Raw genomic sequence first — 16,667 nt, 5'->3', positions numbered from 1 at the left:
ATCCTGGGGCTTTGTTGCTTGTTTATGCGGTGGTTGTCTATACGGTGATTGTTGATACGGTCGCTGTGGTTTATGTGGTGAATGATATGTTTGAGCAATTTATTACCGAGCGTTTACTGGCACCTGAATATCTGCAATGGCTTTGGCAGGGATTTCTAATCACCTTGTGGCTCTCTGCCTGTGCCATTGTCTCCTCGACTTTACTGGGCTTTATGGTTGCCGTGGCACGGGATAGCCAACTCAAGTCTCTGCGTTGGTTGGTCACGGTTTACACTACCGTATTCCGTAACACGCCTCTGTTAGTGCAACTGTTTTTCTGGTATTTCGCATCTGGGCAAATTCTGCCACAACAGGCGATGATATGGCTGAACACGCCTCACGACACCCTCATTTTCGGTTTGACACTGACATGGCCGTCCTTTGAATTTTTGGCGGGGTTTATCGGTTTGACCCTCTATTCAGCGCCGTTTGTGGCGGAAGAATTACGCGCCGGCATTCAAGGCGTCGGGCGCGGGCAGAAATATGCCGCTCATGCGTTAGGTTTAACGGGCTGGCAGGCCATGCGCCACATTGTATTGCCACAGGCACTGAAAATCGCCATGCCGCCCTTGTTGGGGCAATACATGAACATCGTCAAAAATTCATCATTAACGATGGCAATCGGTGTGGCAGAACTGTCTTATGCCTCTCGTCAGGTGGAAACCCAATCCTTACAAACCTTTGAGGCATTTGGTGTTGCGACGATACTCTACATCGCCATTATTGCTGTGATGGAAGGCTGGGGACAATGGCACCAGCAGAGAACATTGGTGAGAGGGTATTGATATGGATTTTACGGTTGTTACAGAAAACTGGCGTTATTTGCTATTAGGCACCTTTCCCGATGGGCCACTGGAAGGGGCGGCATTGACGTTGGCAATCAGCATCATGGCGGGGACGATCTCCATCGTATTGGGCATATTAGGGGGAATTGCGCTGGCGATGCTGCGTGGCTTTTGGGCCAACCTATTGGCGGCAGTGCTGGGTTTCTTCCGCGCCATCCCTGTGATTATGCTGATTTTCTGGACCTATTTCTTGCTGCCAGTGGTATTAGGGATGGAAATTCCTGAAATGACGACCGTTGTTTGTGCACTGGCATTGATTACTTCGGCGTATTTGGCACATGGCGTCAAAGCGGGGATTTTGGCGATCGGTGAGGGGCAATGGCGAGCCGGGTTATCACTGGGTTTCAATCGTTGGGAAGTGCTGTGGCATATCGTCTTGCCGCAGGCATTGCGCATGATGGTGCCTTCATTTATCAATCAATGGATTGCCTTAATCAAGGATACCTCATTGGCTTATATCGTCGGTGTGGCAGAATTGTCATTCTTGGCGACCCAAGTCAATAACCGCAATATGGTTTATCCGATGGAAGTCTTTTTATTCGTTGCGCTGGTTTATTTTGTGATGTGTTTATCACTGGAGTTGATTGCCAATGCTATTGCCCGTTGTTTCTCGGTGAGACGCGAAAAAACCGCACTCTTCAAATTCTGGCGTAAAAAAACGTTGACCGTGGTTCCTCAAAATTAATATCTGGCACCTGACAGATATTTTCGCTGTTATATTCATTCCCTACTCTGTGCGGTAGGGAATTTTTTTTACAATTTGGCAGGTCAGTAATCGTTATTTATGTTGCTTCTTGACGAACCAAGCGAGCATGGCAGAAGTCAACAAGAGTAATGTCCCTACAGCGATCAATACCGACAGGAATGAGTGATTGAAAGCCTGTTTTGCCGCATGGATCAGCGAGAGGGCTGCTTCTCCCTTTAACCCTTCTGCGGCAATAAGTGCCTCATCAATACTGTTTCGCGCCAGTTCTGGGATGCCCATATCAGCCGGAAGGGTGAATGAGGCCGAATAGACTGCCACCATGAGACTGCCGAGAACCGCTATCCCGATTAAACTACCCAGTTCATAGGCCACTTCCTCGATAGAAGCGGCGGTGCCGGCCTTGCTTTCCGGCGCATGAAGCATGATGGAAGTGGAAGCGGCTGTCATTGTTGCGCCAATACCAAATCCTATGATGCCCAACGAAACCATTTGCACCAACATGCCGGATTGCAAACCGATCAGATAGCCAAAAATACCCAGCCCGGCGAGGGCAAGAGACAGCCATATGATCCGTTTAGAACCCAGTTTCGGTATGGCAAGTCCGGCCAAAGGGCCAGCAACAAAAGAAGCAATAGGAATAGGTAAGATAGCGAGTCCTGCTTGCAGGGGAGAAAATCCCATGGCGAGTTGGAAGTTTTGGCTGAGGGCGAGTTCGATACCAACAAGTGCTGCTGTGGAAACAAAGGCGGCGATAATTCCCGTCGTGAAGGAACGATTGCGGAAAAGATTGAAATCGATCATGGGCGCTGGTGAATGCTGCTGCCGACGAACAAAAATGACCGTGAAAATAATCCCAATAATGCCCGCTATCGCGGCGGTTTCCAATGACGGAGCTTGCTTACTGATTTCCTTAATTGCATAGGTAATACCGAGCAACCCAATCATAATTTGCCCAGAAGCAATCAGGTCAAAAGAATGGCTTGGATTGTTCGGGCTTTTAGAAATAACGACCAGTGCAGCGCCAAACGCAATAAGGACAACCGGGACGTTGATAAGGAAAACCGATCCCCACCAGTAATATTCGAGCAGGAACCCGCCGATAACAGGGCCAAGCGCAGCGCCACCCGCAGCGATGGCAGACCAGATGCCGATGGCAAGCGCTCTTTCGTTGGGATCGTCAAATGCTTGTCGGACTATCGAGAGTGTTGCTGGCATCATCATCGCCGCGCCAAAAGCAAGAACCACACGGGCAGCAATCAGAATGGCAGGCGTGGGGGAAAATGCAGCCATCAGCGATGCAGCGCCGAAAATAGCCAGCCCGTGAGTAAACAGTTTCTTTGCGCCAAAACGGTCACTTAAGGCTCCCATGGCAGGAAGCAAGCCTGCGATGGTCAATGTGTAGGCATTCATGATCCACAGCTTCTCAGAGGCCGAAGCACGCAAATCATGTGTCAGCCGTGGCAAAGCGGTGTAGAGAACAGTCATATCAACGACAACCAAGAAAAGTGCACTGGAAATAATAGCGAGCACAAGCCAACGGATATTTGATTTCATAAGAAAATTTACCAATGTGGTTCGCGACCTTATCGAATCCTGATTAAATTGTTGGTGGTTATTATATGTACATACGTATTAAATGACATTCTTGCTGCCATGCCATCCCCGCTTTCTTCTATAAATACAGCATCAGAATCAGATAAATCGAATAAAATATCGTCGGGCAATGGATCCCCTCAGGAATCATAATGTTATTTAACTCATTGATTACACGTTCCGCAAACGTTTTCTTTTTTTGCCGTTTCAGGGTAACGATTTATATAGGTTTCCTGTAGGATAGGCCGAAAACTTCGCTTTTTGGGGAAACAATATTACATGAGCACAATCACTTCTGGCCCTGCTAAACGTCAGGGCTTGCTTCAGCGCGTGTTTAAATTACAGGAACATGGTACGACGGTTCGTACCGAAATGATTGCCGGCCTGACAACCTTTCTCACGATGGTGTATATCGTCTTTGTTAACCCGCAAATTCTGGCGGTTGCAGGCATGGATGTGAAAGCGGTCTTTGTCACCACCTGTTTAATCGCCGCAGTTGGCAGCATGATGATGGGATTGATGGCGAATCTGCCTATTGCCGTTGCACCTGCGATGGGGCTGAATGCGTTTTTTGCCTTTGTTGTGGTCGGCGCGATGGGCATTTCATGGCAGGTTGCGATGGGGGCCATTTTCTGGGGGGCGGTGGGACTGTTTATATTGACTCTCTTTCGTATCCGCTACTGGATGATCGCCAATATCCCATTGAGCCTGCGTGTGGGTATTACCAGTGGTATCGGCCTGTTTATTGCGATGATGGGGCTGAAAAATGCAGGCATTATCGTGCCTAATCCTGACACGATTGTCTCAATGGGTAACTTTGCTGCCCATAATGTCTTCTTGGGGGCATTGGGCTTTTTTATCATTGCTATTCTGGCGGCACGCAGTTTCCACGCGGCGGTGTTGGTGTCGATCATCGTGACAACCGGCATCGGTTGGATGATGGGTTATGTGGAATATCACGGTATTTTTGATCTGCCGCCCAGTGTGATGAGCGTGGTGGGTAACGTCGATATTAAAGGTGCACTGGATATCGCGCTGGCTGGCGTTATTTTCTCATTTATGCTGGTGAACTTGTTTGATTCTTCCGGCACATTAATTGGTGTGACGGATAAAGCGGGGATTGCTGACAGTAGTGGTAAATTCCCACGCATGAAACAAGCCTTGTACGTGGATAGTATCAGTTCGGTGGCGGGTTCCTATATTGGGACGTCTTCTGTTACCGCCTATATTGAAAGTTCTTCGGGCGTTTCTGTTGGTGGCCGCACGGGTTTGACAGCGATTGTCGTGGGTATTCTGTTCCTGCTGGTGATGTTTATCTCACCACTGGCAAGCATGGTGCCTGCCTATGCCACCGCGGGGGCTTTGGTTTATGTGGGGGTCTTGATGACATCCAGCCTGACACGGGTGAAATGGCACGATCTGACCGAATCCGTCCCTGCTTTTATCACCGCAGTGATGATGCCGTTTAGTTTCTCCATTACCGAAGGCATCGCACTGGGCTTTATCGCCTACTGTGCCATGAAATTGGGCACCGGCAAATGGCGTGAAGTTAGCCCGTGTGTTCTTGTCGTGACGCTATTGTTTGTGTTGAAAATGGTATTTGTGGATGCTCACTAAGCACGATTGAAATAGTGATAAAAAAGCCTGGCATCGTGATGCTGTCAGGCTTAGGGAGTGAAAAATGACCAAAGAAAATATAGAAGAATTAATGATAAAAAGTGGTTTTACCTCTAATGACATTAGTTTTCTGAGATCTATAAATAAAAGAGACGGCACTATGTTCATGGATAGTATAATTGATTTGGAAAAACGTTTTTATAAAATAATAGTTATTACCACTTTGATTTTTTTGGGGTTTTCTTTTTTGTTTTTAATGGCGGGAGAGGTTAATGTTATCGGTTTTATTATAGCTGTTATTATTACAATTCCACCTACTTTATTTATGCTATCATTTAGGTTGTCTTATAGAGCGTTTATATTTATGAGAAGATATAAACGCGAATAAGTGTTATTTTTTGCTGTTTTGAGGATCATTATAAGAATCGAATGTTGATTTTAATGTTACCCCATCAGCTAATATTTCAAATGTAAGAGCACAACCACCCATTAGTTTATAGCTGGCGATATAATCATCTTTTATATAATTAAACAATCGCCATGCTTCAGGTTTTAACACATTTCTAAATACACCATAGCCAGATAGAACAATATCTACACCACCGTAGACTAAGTTTGCAGTTTTTTTGTCTGATCCTATAAATGCAAAAGCATGTTCATATCCTATTCTTAGATATCCTTTATAATCAACATCATTATTTAATAATGATGTTAAATTTTCTTCTATATTACCCATTCCATGAACTATGAGCGCTGAACCTGCAACATAACCGGCCACGGTTTGACTTGTAGTTGTTACCATCGCAGCACCTGTAATTAGTTGGATTCCTCCAGCAACCAACCCAATACCTTTTAAAATATAAGTAAAAAAATCAAGCTCTTTCTTAATTTCTATAACGGCGTATTTCTGAAGTATATTATTTCGTATGATGTTTTATTGTTGGTATAAATATAGTTTTTCTGTTTTTAGATCTTGTGTTTCTTTCGATTTAGATGATTGTGTAGATGACTGCTTAATATTATATTTAAATTATAGTCGGTAAATTTTTTTATTTCCGATTTGAATTTTTGTTTTATAACAAAGTTATCTAAAAATAATGAGGCACTCAAAGCTGCCTCGGTGACACTTCTGGCAGTAAGTGCCCCCATAGTTGCAAAATAATCATTATCTCTATTTGCATATATGTCCATGATTAATAAACCCTGTCATCCCAAATACTATACCCGCTAGTTCCTGCTATATGATGTTGCCACGTTATACTTTTATACTTTAAAGAAACACTTTCCTGCGGTTGGGCATCATTATGAGTTAGAGAATGAGGGCAAATAATATCAATATTGCTTATGGTAACATTTGTTGCTTTTATACTAAAAAAAAGTGCTAATCCGCCATTATTGTCTGTTCTGTACACATCAAATATACATTCTAATTCCTCATTGTTTTATATTGCCACTCCTAATAATGGAGTTGATTTATCTATTGGTTTTTTTATTGTGATTGGAAAATGATTTACATTTTGTTCTCTAGATAATGAATGATTTAATTCGTAGATATATATTTGGTTTTCGTGATTACTCTGACAAAGGTTACCAATTGAATCTTCTGACGAGCAACCAGCAGATATTAAACCTTGTTTTTTTTCTTTGGTTGTTAAATAAATAATATTAGCCATTTTATTTTTTCCTTGATTTGTTTTTGTTCGCAATAAAAACACAAGGTAATACACTGATTTGTCAATGATATTTGTTACATATAAAGAAAAGTTTAATTGTATGTTAATGTGTGAGTTTTTAGAGATTTATATTACGTTAGGTGATCTTTTAATGATGAAATTTTTACGAATAACTAATATTGGTTTTATTTTATATATGGCGGTTTTTTATAATGAATATTACTATTAATTATTAATCCTGTGATATTTTTCATCTGGTATATTACATGAATGAAAACAGATGCACGTAAACTCACGATTGAAATAGTGATGAAAAAGCCTGACAGGACAGTTATGTCAGGCTTTGTTATTGGAGAGGGTTAATCGATTATTGAAATCGTTCAGGTGCCACAAAACCAATGCAAACAGTGTCCCACTCCGCACTGGGCTGGGCCTGGAAAGCGAACTCTTCTTTATGGCTGAGGACTAAGGATGGCCATTCTGCCAGCGTATGCCGGAAATTCTCCTCCTCACAGCTTTTTCCCCGCTCTCCTACCAGCAAGGCGCCATATTCCACGATATTGCGCTCTTTGATATGGCGGTTATAGATATTGGGGGGCGTACCATGATCTAATTCCCAAGGTTGTATCGTTTCTGGACGATAGTGGCTATAAAATGTCAGCCATTGGTGCAGATATTCACCACCAACATAACGTAATGGTGTTGGATACAGCTCGTTCCAACGCTGATCAAGTTGGCTGGTGAAGGTTTTGATACCCACGAATTTTTGCCCGGCATCTCGGACATTTGCCATCATCACCCCGGTGTAACCGATCAACACCAATACAGCAAATACGGTTAATCCCAATAATGTGCTGCGTAAGGATTTGTTGGGAAATACCGTTATCGATCCCACCAACAAGGCCGGTGAAACGACCATAAAAGGTTGTATCCACTCGGTTATGCGCCCGCCCTGATTGAAGGAAAACCAGCCGTAAATAATCAGCAAAGGCAGCAGGAGCACGATATTCGCCAGCGCATTGGATGGCTGCTTGGGCCAGCCAATCCGGCCACCCAGCAGATAAATAATGGCACTGACAATCAGTAACGGGTAGAACACGGAAAGTACCGCGCGCGTGGTACGTAGATTAAATCCTTGCTGGATTTGGGAATCCACCCACTTAAATGCAGCGAAGTCGTTATGCACCAGCCACCAAACGTTCGGTAACACCAGCGCGAACCAGATAACAATGGCGAGATAAAACAGCGGCTGCCGATAGTTGCGGCGTACTTTGGGCGCAAACAGGGAGAGCAAAAAGACGGAGCCGACCAGAGCAAGCGAAGAATATTTTCCCATTGTGGCCAGCCCCGTCGTGAGGGCGAATGCCAGCCACCATTTGGGGTGATCGTCAATGGCACGCAGGAAAAACAGCAATGACCACGGCCAGAGCATGACCAAAAGGTAATTATCGTTATAAGGAATAATATCAAAATTGATGATACCGGATAGATTCAGGGTCAGCATGGCAAGCCATGCCAGTACAACTTTGCCCGTCAGCCGGAAAGCCAGTTGCCAAACCCCAAGCATACCGATGGCAATGGCAACAAAGTGAGTGAAATACCAATAAAAACTGAGAGAGATATGGCTGATAGATATAGCGGGGAGCATAATGGTTCCCACTAACCACGGGTTTTTGGGCGAGCCCCATTCCCCATTCATCCCCCAGTTCAGGGCTTCTACGGCATCATAAGGAACGGTGGGATCGAGAGAGTAGCTCGCTATTATCCACAAAACGGCATAACCAGTGACCCAAAGATACAAGGGCATGCGATAAGACGAGGTATCAAAAAAGCGCATGGTAGCTGATGATCATATTATTTAAGTTAAAATTACTTAGAATAGTAGCTGAACTTTCAAGGATAAGTGAATGTCATTGGATGTTAAAGGTCGTTTCTGTTAGATTCCGCCGAAAATATCTTGATAAAAATGAGTTGGGTCACAAGCTATGAGTCCGTTAAAGAAAAAATCACCAGTGAAGCCTTCCGCTGGTAAGCAAAAAAGAAAAAGTCGCGCAGAGCTGGATGCAGAAGGGCGCGAGCGTAAACGCCAGAAAAAACGCCGTGGTCATGGTAATACCACAGGCAGCCGCCAGAGTGGTGATGGCAGCAATAAAAAGCGTCAGTCAGTCAAACAGGAAAAAGATCCACGTATTGGCAGTAAGGTTCCGGTTCCTCTGATCGTGGGTGAGAACGCAACGGCAGTGAAACCCGCGGTCAAACCGGTTGTGGAGCAACAGAAACCGCACCTGTCACCGCAGGAAGAGCTGGAAATGCTGGAAAATGATGAGCGGTTAGATGACTTGTTGGCACGTCTTGAGCAGGGCGAACAACTGTCTCAGGAAGACAACGATTATGTTGATAATATGCTCGATCGCATTGATATCCTGATGGAAAAATTAGGCATCAATCTGGAAGAAGAAGGCGGTGAAGAAGAACGACAGGAAGATATCATGCAGTTGTTGAAGGGCAAGTAATTCCTTCATCAATGAATTGAAATGGTAAAAGGCGGGTTCATTCCGATAACCACACTATTAGTATGTTATTTATCAGGGTTATTGGGTAAACTGTGGTGGTTGCGTTTTGATGGGCGAAAACAGCGGAAGGAATAAGCATGTCAGAGCAAGCCATTGTTTGGGATCTGCCTTTGATCCAAAAATACAACTATTCAGGGCCTCGTTATACTTCATATCCGACAGCATTGGAGTTTAACCAACAGTATGCTGCTGCTGCTTTTGCGCAGGCCGCTGCCCGCTATCCTGAACGCCCGCTTTCCCTTTATATCCACATCCCGTTCTGCCATAAACTGTGTTATTTTTGTGGTTGCAATAAGCTGGTCACGCGCCAAAAGCACAAAGCCGATGAGTATCTGGATGTGTTGGAAAAAGAAATTGCGGCTCGTGCCAAATTATTTTCCCGGCGGAAAGTCAGCCAGATGCACTGGGGCGGGGGCACGCCGACTTATCTGGACAAAACGCAGATCAGCCGATTGATGTCGATGCTGCGAAGCCATTTCCATTTTCTGCCCGATGCTGAACTTTCCATTGAAATTGATCCGCGTGAAATTGAACTCGATGTCGTTGATCACCTGCGTCATGAAGGCTTTAACCGCCTGAGTATGGGGGTGCAGGATTTCAATAAAGACGTACAGCGCTTGGTCAATCGGGAGCAGGATGAAGCGTTTATTTTCGAACTGGTCAATCGCGCCCGTGAAGTCGGGTTTAGCTCCACCAGCATTGATTTGATTTATGGCCTGCCGAAACAGACACCTGAGAGTTTTGCCTTTACATTACAACGCGTGTTGGCATTGTCACCGGATCGCTTGAGTGTCTTCAACTATGCTCACTTACCCGATCTATTCGCGGCACAGCGTAAGATTAAGGAACAGGATTTACCCAGTGCGACACAAAAGCTGGATATTTTGCAGGAAACGATTTCGACCCTGACAGGCAATGGTTATCAGTTTATTGGTATGGATCACTTTGCCCGCCCGGATGATGAGTTGGCAGTTGCCCAGCGAAAGGGCATCTTGCACCGTAATTTTCAGGGATATACCACGCAGGGGGAATGTGATCTGTTGGGTATGGGCGTTTCGGCTATCAGTATGTTGGGGGATAGTTATTCCCAGAACCAGAAAGATCTCAAAGCCTATTATGCTGCGGTGGAAGCACAAGGCCATGCTTTGTGGCGTGGACTGGTACTGACTCAGGATGATTGCATCCGCCGTGATGTGATCAAGGATTTGATTTGTAACTTCCGGCTGAACTTTGCCAATATTGAACAGTGTTATGGGCTGAATTTCGCGGATTACTTTGCTGAAGACCTGCAACTGTTGGCACCCTTGGCAGAAGATGGGTTGGTTGAAATAAGCGAGTCGCAGATTCAAGTCTCCCCAAAAGGGCACCTGCTGATCCGTAATATCTGTATGTGTTTTGATCGCTATTTGCGTAATCAGATGCGCCAGCGGCAGTTTTCGCGGGTGATATAAGGGCTTAATTTTCCATTCAGCAATTCATATAGGTTAACACCCACCAAATAATTGGTTAAAATTAATGCAGTAATTCTCGACTAACTAAGTATGGGGGATTTAATAACCTTATGGCACAGAGGCTGGTTGGTGTGTTAGCCAAACCTAAAAAAACATTAAGGCCGATCGGGGTTTTGCTTGGGAAATTATCCGTACCCACAGAAGAAGAGTTTGCTAAAAATGAAATTTATTTTAGTTCGTTGATCTCTGAGAATATTTTCTCAGTAATAGGTAGTAAACAAAGTCTTTTTGCTAAGCGGGTAAATTTGGTTATACTATGTATAACCAATAAGTCATTTGGAGGCTGCTATGAGCGTAGCAATCAAAAAATGGGGTAATAGTCAGGGCATTATAATCCCAGCGAATATTTTGAACAAAGTAGGTGTAAAAGTTGGTCAAACTATGGAACTGACTGTTGACGACGGGAAAATTATTTTGTCTCCTCGTAGAAGAAAACCTATTTATTCAGAAAGTTATTTGCTTTCCGGTTTAAATGAGCATACGGCTCATGCCGATGAGATCGCAAGTGTTTCCAGTACAGAGTTAGGTGAATAATGAACTCTTACGTTCCAAGTAGAAACGATATCATTATGCTTGATTTTGAACCGACAAAGGGTAAAGAAATAGGCAAATATCGCCCTGCTCTTGTTCTCTCGAGCCATGAATACAACAAGAAAACAGGGCTTGTTATATGTTGCCCTATCAGTACGAGTATTAGAGGTGGATCAACAGAAGTTCCGGTTGATAACTTAGATAAACCCAGTGTGGTTGCTTCAAGTTTAATCCAAACTTTGTCATGGAAAGAAAGGAAATCAAAATTTGTTATTCAGGCTGAACATGATGTGATGGATGAAGTCTTGGCAAGAATCATTCCATTAATAGGGGCTAATACATTTTTTGAATAAACACTTGGGATCACTGGCAGCTTTTTTATAATTTCGCTTTGAGCTGCCCTTGAAATTATTCCCACCTAAATTACCCAACCACTTGAATTGAGTCGGTGTCCATATATGACATTGACTACAACCCCAACTCCTTCAATTTCCGCGTTATCGTATTCCTTCCCCAACCGAGCAAACGGGCGGCTTCCTGTTTATGCCCACGGGTATATTCCAGCGCGCAATTAAGCAGTGTGCGTTCCAATAATGGCAGCGCATCAGAAAGGAGATCGGTTTTTCCCTCTTTTAACGCCTGTTGCGCCCACTCTGCGAGCAGTTGTGACCAATTATTTTCAGGCGACAGCGCGGAGCGTGAAAGAGGGGAATTTCCTGTTTGCCCTGTGGATTGATTGCCAATCAAATCAGCAGGCAGATCCTGTACCAGTACTTCTTTGCTTGCCGCCATCACCGTCAGCCAGCGACAGACGTTTTCCAGTTGGCGGACATTGCCTGACCACGGCAGCCGCATCAGGGCAAGCTCAGTATCAGGATGCAGCACCTTGGCCTCAACACCCAGCTCTTTAGCGGTCTGTTGCAGGAAATGGTGTGCCAGACGAGGAATGTCTTCCACCCTGTCCCGCAAAGGCGGTAACTGAACACGGATCACATTCAGGCGATGGTAGAGATCTTCCCTGAATTTCCCTTCTGCAACGCGTTGCTCAAGGTTCTGGTGAGTGGCGGCGATGATACGGACATCAACCTTCACGGGGGCATAACCTCCGACGCGATAGAATTGCCCTTCGGCCAGCACCCGCAGCAAGCGAGTCTGGATATCCAGTGGCATATCACCGATTTCATCCAAAAACAGCGAGCCGGCATTGGCTTGCTCAAAACGCCCGTGGCGCACTTGATTCGCGCCCGTAAACGCCCCTTTTTCATGCCCAAACAGTTCGGACTCAATCAAATCTTTCGGGATTGCCGCCATATTCAGCGCAATAAAGGGAGCCGAAGCGCGTGGACTATGACGATGAAGCGCATGGGCAACCAGCTCTTTTCCCGTGCCGGATTCACCATTGATTAACACACTGATAGAAGAGCGGGAAAGACGACCGATAATCCGGTACACCTCCTGCATGGAGGGGGCCTCTCCGATCATATCTGAAACGGATACCGGTGACTGCGGATTGGCAACTGACTGATGTTGTTCCCGATAGTGATTCCGCGCCCGCTCAACCAGTGCAACCGTTTCATCAATATCGAAAGGCTTTGGCAGATAATCAAAGGCACCGTGTTGATAGGCACTGACCGCGGCATCCAGATCAGAATGCGCCGTCATAATGATGACCGGAAGCTGTGGGTGATTCTGTTTTATCTGGTTGAGTAGGGCCAGTCCATCCAGTCCGGGCATGCGGATATCTGACAGAATAACTTCTGGATTATCCTGTGCGGCATGATCCTGTGACAGCGCGGTTAATACGGCATCGGCATTTGCAAAACTGATACACTCTATCCCTGCGCCACTCAGCGCCCGTTCAAGTACCCAGCGGATAGAACTGTCATCATCAACGATCCAGACTTTTCCTCGTTGCATTGTCATCCTCTCCTTCTTGCTCAGTTGTTCCCTGATCGGTTATTTCTTGATAGGCAGGTAAATGGAAAACTCCGTATGCCCGGGCCAACTGGTAAATTCAATTTTGCCAGCATGTTGGTCGATAAGATTACGTGCGATGGATAAGCCGAGTCCAGTCCCACCTTCATACCCACTGATCATGGGATAAAAAAGCGTGTCCTGGATAGGGGGAGGGATCCCCGGCCCGTCATCTTTAATATCAATCCGGGCTGCCAATCGGTAGCGTTCACCCTGTAAGGTAATCTGAAACGCGGTTCGCGTCCTCAGGGTGATCGTTCCTCCTTTCTGACCCAGCGCTTGTAGCGCATTACGCGTGATATTCAGTAACACTTGCTCAATTTGGTCAGGATAATGGGCCAGTTCTGGCAAACTGGGATCATAATCTTTAATCAGCGTGACATTAGCCGGCATTTCCAGTGAGACTAATTGATAGACCCGCTCGACCACATGGTGAATGCTCTGACGGGTTTGCGACCCCGGATGCTGTGGCCCCAGCAAGCGATCAACCAGATTGCGCAGCCTGTCTGCCTGTTCAATAATCACTTGGGTATATTCCCTTAAGGCGGGATCGGGCAGTGCCTTGGCCAGCAACTGTGCGGCTCCCCGCAGCCCACCAAGGGGATTCTTGATTTCATGTGCCAGCCCCCGAACCAATTCCCGCGCAGCCGCCTGCTGTGCTTGTTGTACCTGCTCTTGGCTTAACCGGCGTTGACTGTCCATAGATGCCAGTTCCAGCAGAATAAACTGTTCGGAAATTGGTTGGGCACTGAGCGACATCACATGAGAGCGATTATTGATCACCAGTATGACTTCGTTATCGGTAAAGCCATGACCGTTGCTCAAACTGGAACGCATCAATTCTGTATCCAGCGAAATATAGCTAAACAGGATAGGCAGGGGCGTACCGGATAATTTACGTGAACTTTGTGCCAGAAGTTGCATAGCAGAATGATTGGCGTAGCGAATAATCAAGTCATGATCCAGCACCAAGACGTTGTTTATTTGTGAGTCGAGAATCTGTTCTGCTTTAGGCAAATTAACCATTATCATTCCGTTCCTGCACTTTTTTGGTGCATTGTAGCTTATTTAAACATAGATCAATCAATCCTTCCGTTCAATTCCGGTCATTTCTGTTTGGTGTTACCTAACTGAATGATTGAAACACGCACCCTCATGGGTAATGCAATGTGTAAGGGAAAAGAGCCCATCTCAAGATGGGCCAAAAGTTTCACGGCAACAAAAAAATCACAGTAATGCCATCCAGCACGTGATGAAACATTACCCAATAAGGTTACACACTGTAATACAGTTCAAATTCCAGGGGGTGTGGCGTCATACGGACACGTTCAACTTCCCCGTTTAATAAATTGATATAAGCATCAATCGTATCATCCGTGAAAACACCGCCGCGAGTCAGGAATTCGCGGTCTGCATCCAGTGCAGCCAAGGCGTCTTCCAAAGAAGAGGCCACCGTCGGGATCTCTCGCGCTTCTTCTGCGGGTAGGTCATACAAGTTTTTATCCATTGCATCACCGGGATGAATTTTGTTGATGATGCCATCAAGACCTGCCATCAACAGGGCAGAGAAGGACAGATAAGGGTTCGCTGCGGGATCGGGGAAACGCACTTCAATACGGCGAGCCTTGGTGCTGGCAACAACCGGAATACGGATAGAAGCGGAGCGGTTACGGGCAGAATAAGCCAGCATTACGGGTGCTTCAAAGCCGGGCACCAGACGTTTATACGAATTGGTCGTTGGGTTAGTAAAGGCATTCAATGCGCGGGCATGTTTGATAATACCGCCGATATAGTAAAGGGCCATTTCGGACAGACCACCGTATTTGTCACCCGCAAACAGGTTTGTGCCATTTTTGGACAGTGACATATGACAGTGCATACCTGAACCGTTATCACCCACCAGCGGTTTTGGCATAAACGTCGCGGTCTTGCCAAATTTATGGGCAACATTATGCACCACATACTTATAAATCTGGGTTTCATCCGCTTTTTTGGTCATGGTATTAAAGCGGGTCGCCACTTCGTTTTGTCCGGCAGTGGCGACCTCATGGTGATGGGCTTCAACAACCAACCCCATTTTTTCCATTGTCAGGCACATGGCTGAACGCAGGTCTTGCGAAGAATCCACCGGAGGAACTGGGAAATAGCCGCCTTTAATACCGGGACGATGGCCTTTGTTACCGCCTTCATAGCGTGTACCGCTGTTCCATGCGGCTTCTGTATCATCGATATGATAATAAGAGCCAGAGATGGAATTGCCGAAACGGATATCATCGAACAGGAAGAATTCGGGTTCTGGCCCAAATAAAACGGTATCAGCAAGATCGCTGGCACGCAGGAAATCTTCCGCGCGTTTTGCAATGGAGCGAGGGTCGCGGCTATAACCCTGCATGGTGCCGGGTTCAAGGATATCGCAACGCAGGATCAGGGTGGCATCATGAAAGAAGGGGTCGATCATCGCGGTGCTTGGATCGGGCATCAGCACCATGTCGGATTCATTGATACCTTTCCAGCCACCGATAGACGAACCGTCAAACATTTTGCCATCTTCAAAGAAGTCTTCATTAACTTGGTGGGCAGGGATGGTGATGTGTTGTTCTTTACCTTTGGTGTCAGTAAAACGTAAGTCAATAAACTTCACCTGATGTTCTTCAATCATGGACAAAACATGTTCAACGGACATACTGGACTCTCCTGGAAAAATTAAGGGCGATTATCGATCTCTGTAGGGTCAATTTTGATGAAATCGCGATTGTTTGGGTAAATGCGAAAAGCGTGCCAGTTTTTTAAAATCTTTTAATATCAATGTGCGGAGCTGCCGGAGACAGAAAGTGAATCAGGGGAAGGCACGATTTTAAACGGGTTTGCACCTAATTTGGGAGTGACAACAACAAATATGCACCATTATGGTGCATATGAGCGGGGGTGATTCCAAAAGGTGCAATTTAGCTTTCCTATTTTTTGTCGTGTCTTCAAAAATAGTGGCAATGTTGATTGCACCTGTGGATATGTGGCCTTGAATTTAAGGGGGAGATTTGAATGGCTTATTTATCAACCCCGTTAATACAAAAAGTTTTTTTCTTACCTTCTTGCATCAATATGTCACCTAATTTCTTTGCTTCATCATTATGGTATGAAGCCGCGTATTCATATGATTCCTGAAATATTGTACCGATGGTTGTCGGGGTTCCAAGATTATAGGTGATGCCATCCACGGTTATATGCAGATTTTTAGTTTCAAATAACGATTTTACCTTCTGATAATTCCCTTCTACATTGGTGTTAACAGAAAGATACCAATAAAAAAGAGTAGAGAAAGAATCATCTTTATCATGTTCTTCCCAATAAAATGCCTTGGTTGAATCAATGAGTGTATTATCCTTAATTGATCTGTAATTTCCATAAGCCACTCTAGCATTATTTCCTGATTCATATCCCCAAGCATCGCCTACAGTCAGGGCGAGAGCATGAAAGCCTGTTTTTTGAACGATCCGTGCAAATAAAATACTGATTGATACTTTAACAAAACCGAATTGAGTGATATTCACCCTATAATTAATTGCGTTGCATACAAATTAAGGTCAAAAAACGTTCGTGCTCTCGCC

General features: G+C 45.3%; 16 protein-coding genes and 1 pseudogene. 9 read left to right on the top strand and 8 right to left on the bottom strand.

Features of this window, described 5'->3' with window-relative positions; genetic code table 11:
• The first annotated feature begins 86 nt into the window (after window positions 1-86).
• Window positions 87-824, top strand: coding sequence for an amino acid ABC transporter permease (locus PSI17_RS09030; protein ID WP_273551685.1), 738 nt, complete (start codon window positions 87-89; stop codon window positions 822-824).
• Window position 825: 1 nt separating this feature from the next.
• On the top strand, window positions 826-1,569 hold the full coding sequence (locus tag PSI17_RS09025) for an amino acid ABC transporter permease (RefSeq protein ID WP_273551673.1): 744 nt from the start codon (window positions 826-828) through the stop codon (window positions 1,567-1,569).
• A 93-nt stretch (window positions 1,570-1,662) separates the two neighbouring features.
• Here PSI17_RS09025 and PSI17_RS09020 read toward each other — a convergent pair whose 3' ends face one another.
• Window positions 1,663-3,144 carry an MFS transporter gene (locus PSI17_RS09020; protein ID WP_273551672.1) on the bottom strand — a complete coding sequence of 494 codons (1,482 nt, stop codon included), beginning with the start codon at window positions 3,142-3,144 and terminating at the stop codon, window positions 1,663-1,665.
• Between the two features lie 318 nt (window positions 3,145-3,462).
• Here PSI17_RS09020 and PSI17_RS09015 point away from each other — a divergent pair, with 318 nt between their 5' ends.
• On the top strand, window positions 3,463-4,800 hold the full coding sequence (locus PSI17_RS09015; protein WP_273551671.1) for an NCS2 family permease: 1,338 nt from the start codon (window positions 3,463-3,465) through the stop codon (window positions 4,798-4,800).
• Window positions 4,801-4,864: 64 nt separating this feature from the next.
• Complete coding sequence (locus PSI17_RS09010) at window positions 4,865-5,188, top strand: hypothetical protein (RefSeq protein WP_273551670.1); 324 nt, start codon at window positions 4,865-4,867, stop codon at window positions 5,186-5,188.
• A gap of 3 nt (window positions 5,189-5,191) precedes the next feature.
• Here PSI17_RS09010 and PSI17_RS09005 read toward each other — a convergent pair whose 3' ends face one another.
• The 3 genes and pseudogenes from PSI17_RS09005 to PSI17_RS08995 all read right to left on the bottom strand — a co-directional run bounded on the left by PSI17_RS09005 (window position 5,192) and on the right by PSI17_RS08995 (window position 8,310).
• Window positions 5,192-5,689, bottom strand: a complete 498-nt coding sequence (locus PSI17_RS09005; protein WP_273551684.1) for a DUF4225 domain-containing protein — start codon at window positions 5,687-5,689, stop codon at window positions 5,192-5,194.
• A gap of 304 nt (window positions 5,690-5,993) precedes the next feature.
• Window positions 5,994-6,473 (bottom strand): annotated as a pseudogene (locus PSI17_RS09000) (Hcp family type VI secretion system effector).
• Window positions 6,474-6,840: 367 nt separating this feature from the next.
• On the bottom strand, window positions 6,841-8,310 hold the full coding sequence (locus PSI17_RS08995; protein WP_273551669.1) for a glycosyltransferase family 39 protein: 1,470 nt from the start codon (window positions 8,308-8,310) through the stop codon (window positions 6,841-6,843).
• Between the two features lie 148 nt (window positions 8,311-8,458).
• Between PSI17_RS08995 and yihI the strand changes: the two genes are divergently transcribed.
• The 5 genes from yihI (at window position 8,459) to PSI17_RS08970 (ending at window position 11,441) form a co-directional block, all read left to right on the top strand.
• Window positions 8,459-8,986 carry a Der GTPase-activating protein YihI gene (gene yihI, locus PSI17_RS08990; protein ID WP_273551668.1) on the top strand — a complete coding sequence of 176 codons (528 nt, stop codon included), beginning with the start codon at window positions 8,459-8,461 and terminating at the stop codon, window positions 8,984-8,986.
• A gap of 137 nt (window positions 8,987-9,123) precedes the next feature.
• On the top strand, window positions 9,124-10,497 hold the full coding sequence (gene hemN / locus PSI17_RS08985) for an oxygen-independent coproporphyrinogen III oxidase (RefSeq protein ID WP_273551667.1): 1,374 nt from the start codon (window positions 9,124-9,126) through the stop codon (window positions 10,495-10,497).
• Between the two features lie 110 nt (window positions 10,498-10,607).
• Complete coding sequence (locus PSI17_RS08980) at window positions 10,608-10,874, top strand: hypothetical protein (protein WP_273551666.1); 267 nt, start codon at window positions 10,608-10,610, stop codon at window positions 10,872-10,874.
• Entirely contained in the window at window positions 10,846-11,091 is a 246-nt protein-coding gene (locus tag PSI17_RS08975) for an AbrB/MazE/SpoVT family DNA-binding domain-containing protein (RefSeq protein WP_273551665.1), read from the top strand. The genes PSI17_RS08980 and PSI17_RS08975 overlap by 29 nt, the downstream gene beginning before the upstream one ends.
• Window positions 11,091-11,441, top strand: a complete 351-nt coding sequence (locus PSI17_RS08970; RefSeq protein ID WP_273551664.1) for a type II toxin-antitoxin system PemK/MazF family toxin — start codon at window positions 11,091-11,093, stop codon at window positions 11,439-11,441. The genes PSI17_RS08975 and PSI17_RS08970 overlap by 1 nt, the downstream gene beginning before the upstream one ends.
• A gap of 115 nt (window positions 11,442-11,556) precedes the next feature.
• Here the strand turns inward: PSI17_RS08970 and glnG are convergent, their stop codons facing one another.
• From glnG to PSI17_RS08950, 4 genes are all read right to left on the bottom strand, one after another.
• Window positions 11,557-13,005 carry a nitrogen regulation protein NR(I) gene (gene glnG, locus PSI17_RS08965; protein WP_273551663.1) on the bottom strand — a complete coding sequence of 483 codons (1,449 nt, stop codon included), beginning with the start codon at window positions 13,003-13,005 and terminating at the stop codon, window positions 11,557-11,559.
• Between the two features lie 39 nt (window positions 13,006-13,044).
• Window positions 13,045-14,088, bottom strand: coding sequence for a nitrogen regulation protein NR(II) (gene glnL, locus PSI17_RS08960; protein WP_443256019.1), 1,044 nt, complete (start codon window positions 14,086-14,088; stop codon window positions 13,045-13,047).
• 247 nt (window positions 14,089-14,335) lie between these two features.
• Complete coding sequence (glnA, locus tag PSI17_RS08955) at window positions 14,336-15,745, bottom strand: glutamate--ammonia ligase (protein ID WP_273551661.1); 1,410 nt, start codon at window positions 15,743-15,745, stop codon at window positions 14,336-14,338.
• A 361-nt stretch (window positions 15,746-16,106) separates the two neighbouring features.
• Window positions 16,107-16,610, bottom strand: a complete 504-nt coding sequence (locus PSI17_RS08950) for a DUF7823 domain-containing protein (RefSeq protein WP_273551660.1) — start codon at window positions 16,608-16,610, stop codon at window positions 16,107-16,109.
• Window positions 16,611-16,667 lie beyond the last annotated feature (57 nt).

This window comes from Xenorhabdus sp. IM139775 (genome assembly GCF_028598745.1).
Classification (GTDB): Bacteria; Pseudomonadota; Gammaproteobacteria; order Enterobacterales; family Enterobacteriaceae; genus Xenorhabdus.
This window is presented reverse-complemented; position numbering and strand designations above follow the sequence as displayed.

Coding starts and splice junctions, on each gene's coding strand:
- PSI17_RS09030 (WP_273551685.1), top strand. CDS start 87: ATGTTTGAGCAATTTATTACCGAGCGTTTACTGGCACCTGAATATCTG.
- PSI17_RS09025 (WP_273551673.1), top strand. CDS start 826: ATGGATTTTACGGTTGTTACAGAAAACTGGCGTTATTTGCTATTAGGC.
- PSI17_RS09020 (WP_273551672.1), bottom strand. CDS start 3,144: ATGAAATCAAATATCCGTTGGCTTGTGCTCGCTATTATTTCCAGTGCA.
- PSI17_RS09015 (WP_273551671.1), top strand. CDS start 3,463: ATGAGCACAATCACTTCTGGCCCTGCTAAACGTCAGGGCTTGCTTCAG.
- PSI17_RS09010 (WP_273551670.1), top strand. CDS start 4,865: ATGACCAAAGAAAATATAGAAGAATTAATGATAAAAAGTGGTTTTACC.
- PSI17_RS08995 (WP_273551669.1), bottom strand. CDS start 8,310: ATGCGCTTTTTTGATACCTCGTCTTATCGCATGCCCTTGTATCTTTGG.
- yihI (WP_273551668.1), top strand. CDS start 8,459: ATGAGTCCGTTAAAGAAAAAATCACCAGTGAAGCCTTCCGCTGGTAAG.
- hemN (WP_273551667.1), top strand. CDS start 9,124: ATGTCAGAGCAAGCCATTGTTTGGGATCTGCCTTTGATCCAAAAATAC.
- PSI17_RS08980 (WP_273551666.1), top strand. CDS start 10,608: ATGGCACAGAGGCTGGTTGGTGTGTTAGCCAAACCTAAAAAAACATTA.
- PSI17_RS08975 (WP_273551665.1), top strand. CDS start 10,846: ATGAGCGTAGCAATCAAAAAATGGGGTAATAGTCAGGGCATTATAATC.
- PSI17_RS08970 (WP_273551664.1), top strand. CDS start 11,091: ATGAACTCTTACGTTCCAAGTAGAAACGATATCATTATGCTTGATTTT.
- glnG (WP_273551663.1), bottom strand. CDS start 13,005: ATGCAACGAGGAAAAGTCTGGATCGTTGATGATGACAGTTCTATCCGC.
- glnL (WP_443256019.1), bottom strand. CDS start 14,088: ATGGTTAATTTGCCTAAAGCAGAACAGATTCTCGACTCACAAATAAAC.
- glnA (WP_273551661.1), bottom strand. CDS start 15,745: ATGTCCGTTGAACATGTTTTGTCCATGATTGAAGAACATCAGGTGAAG.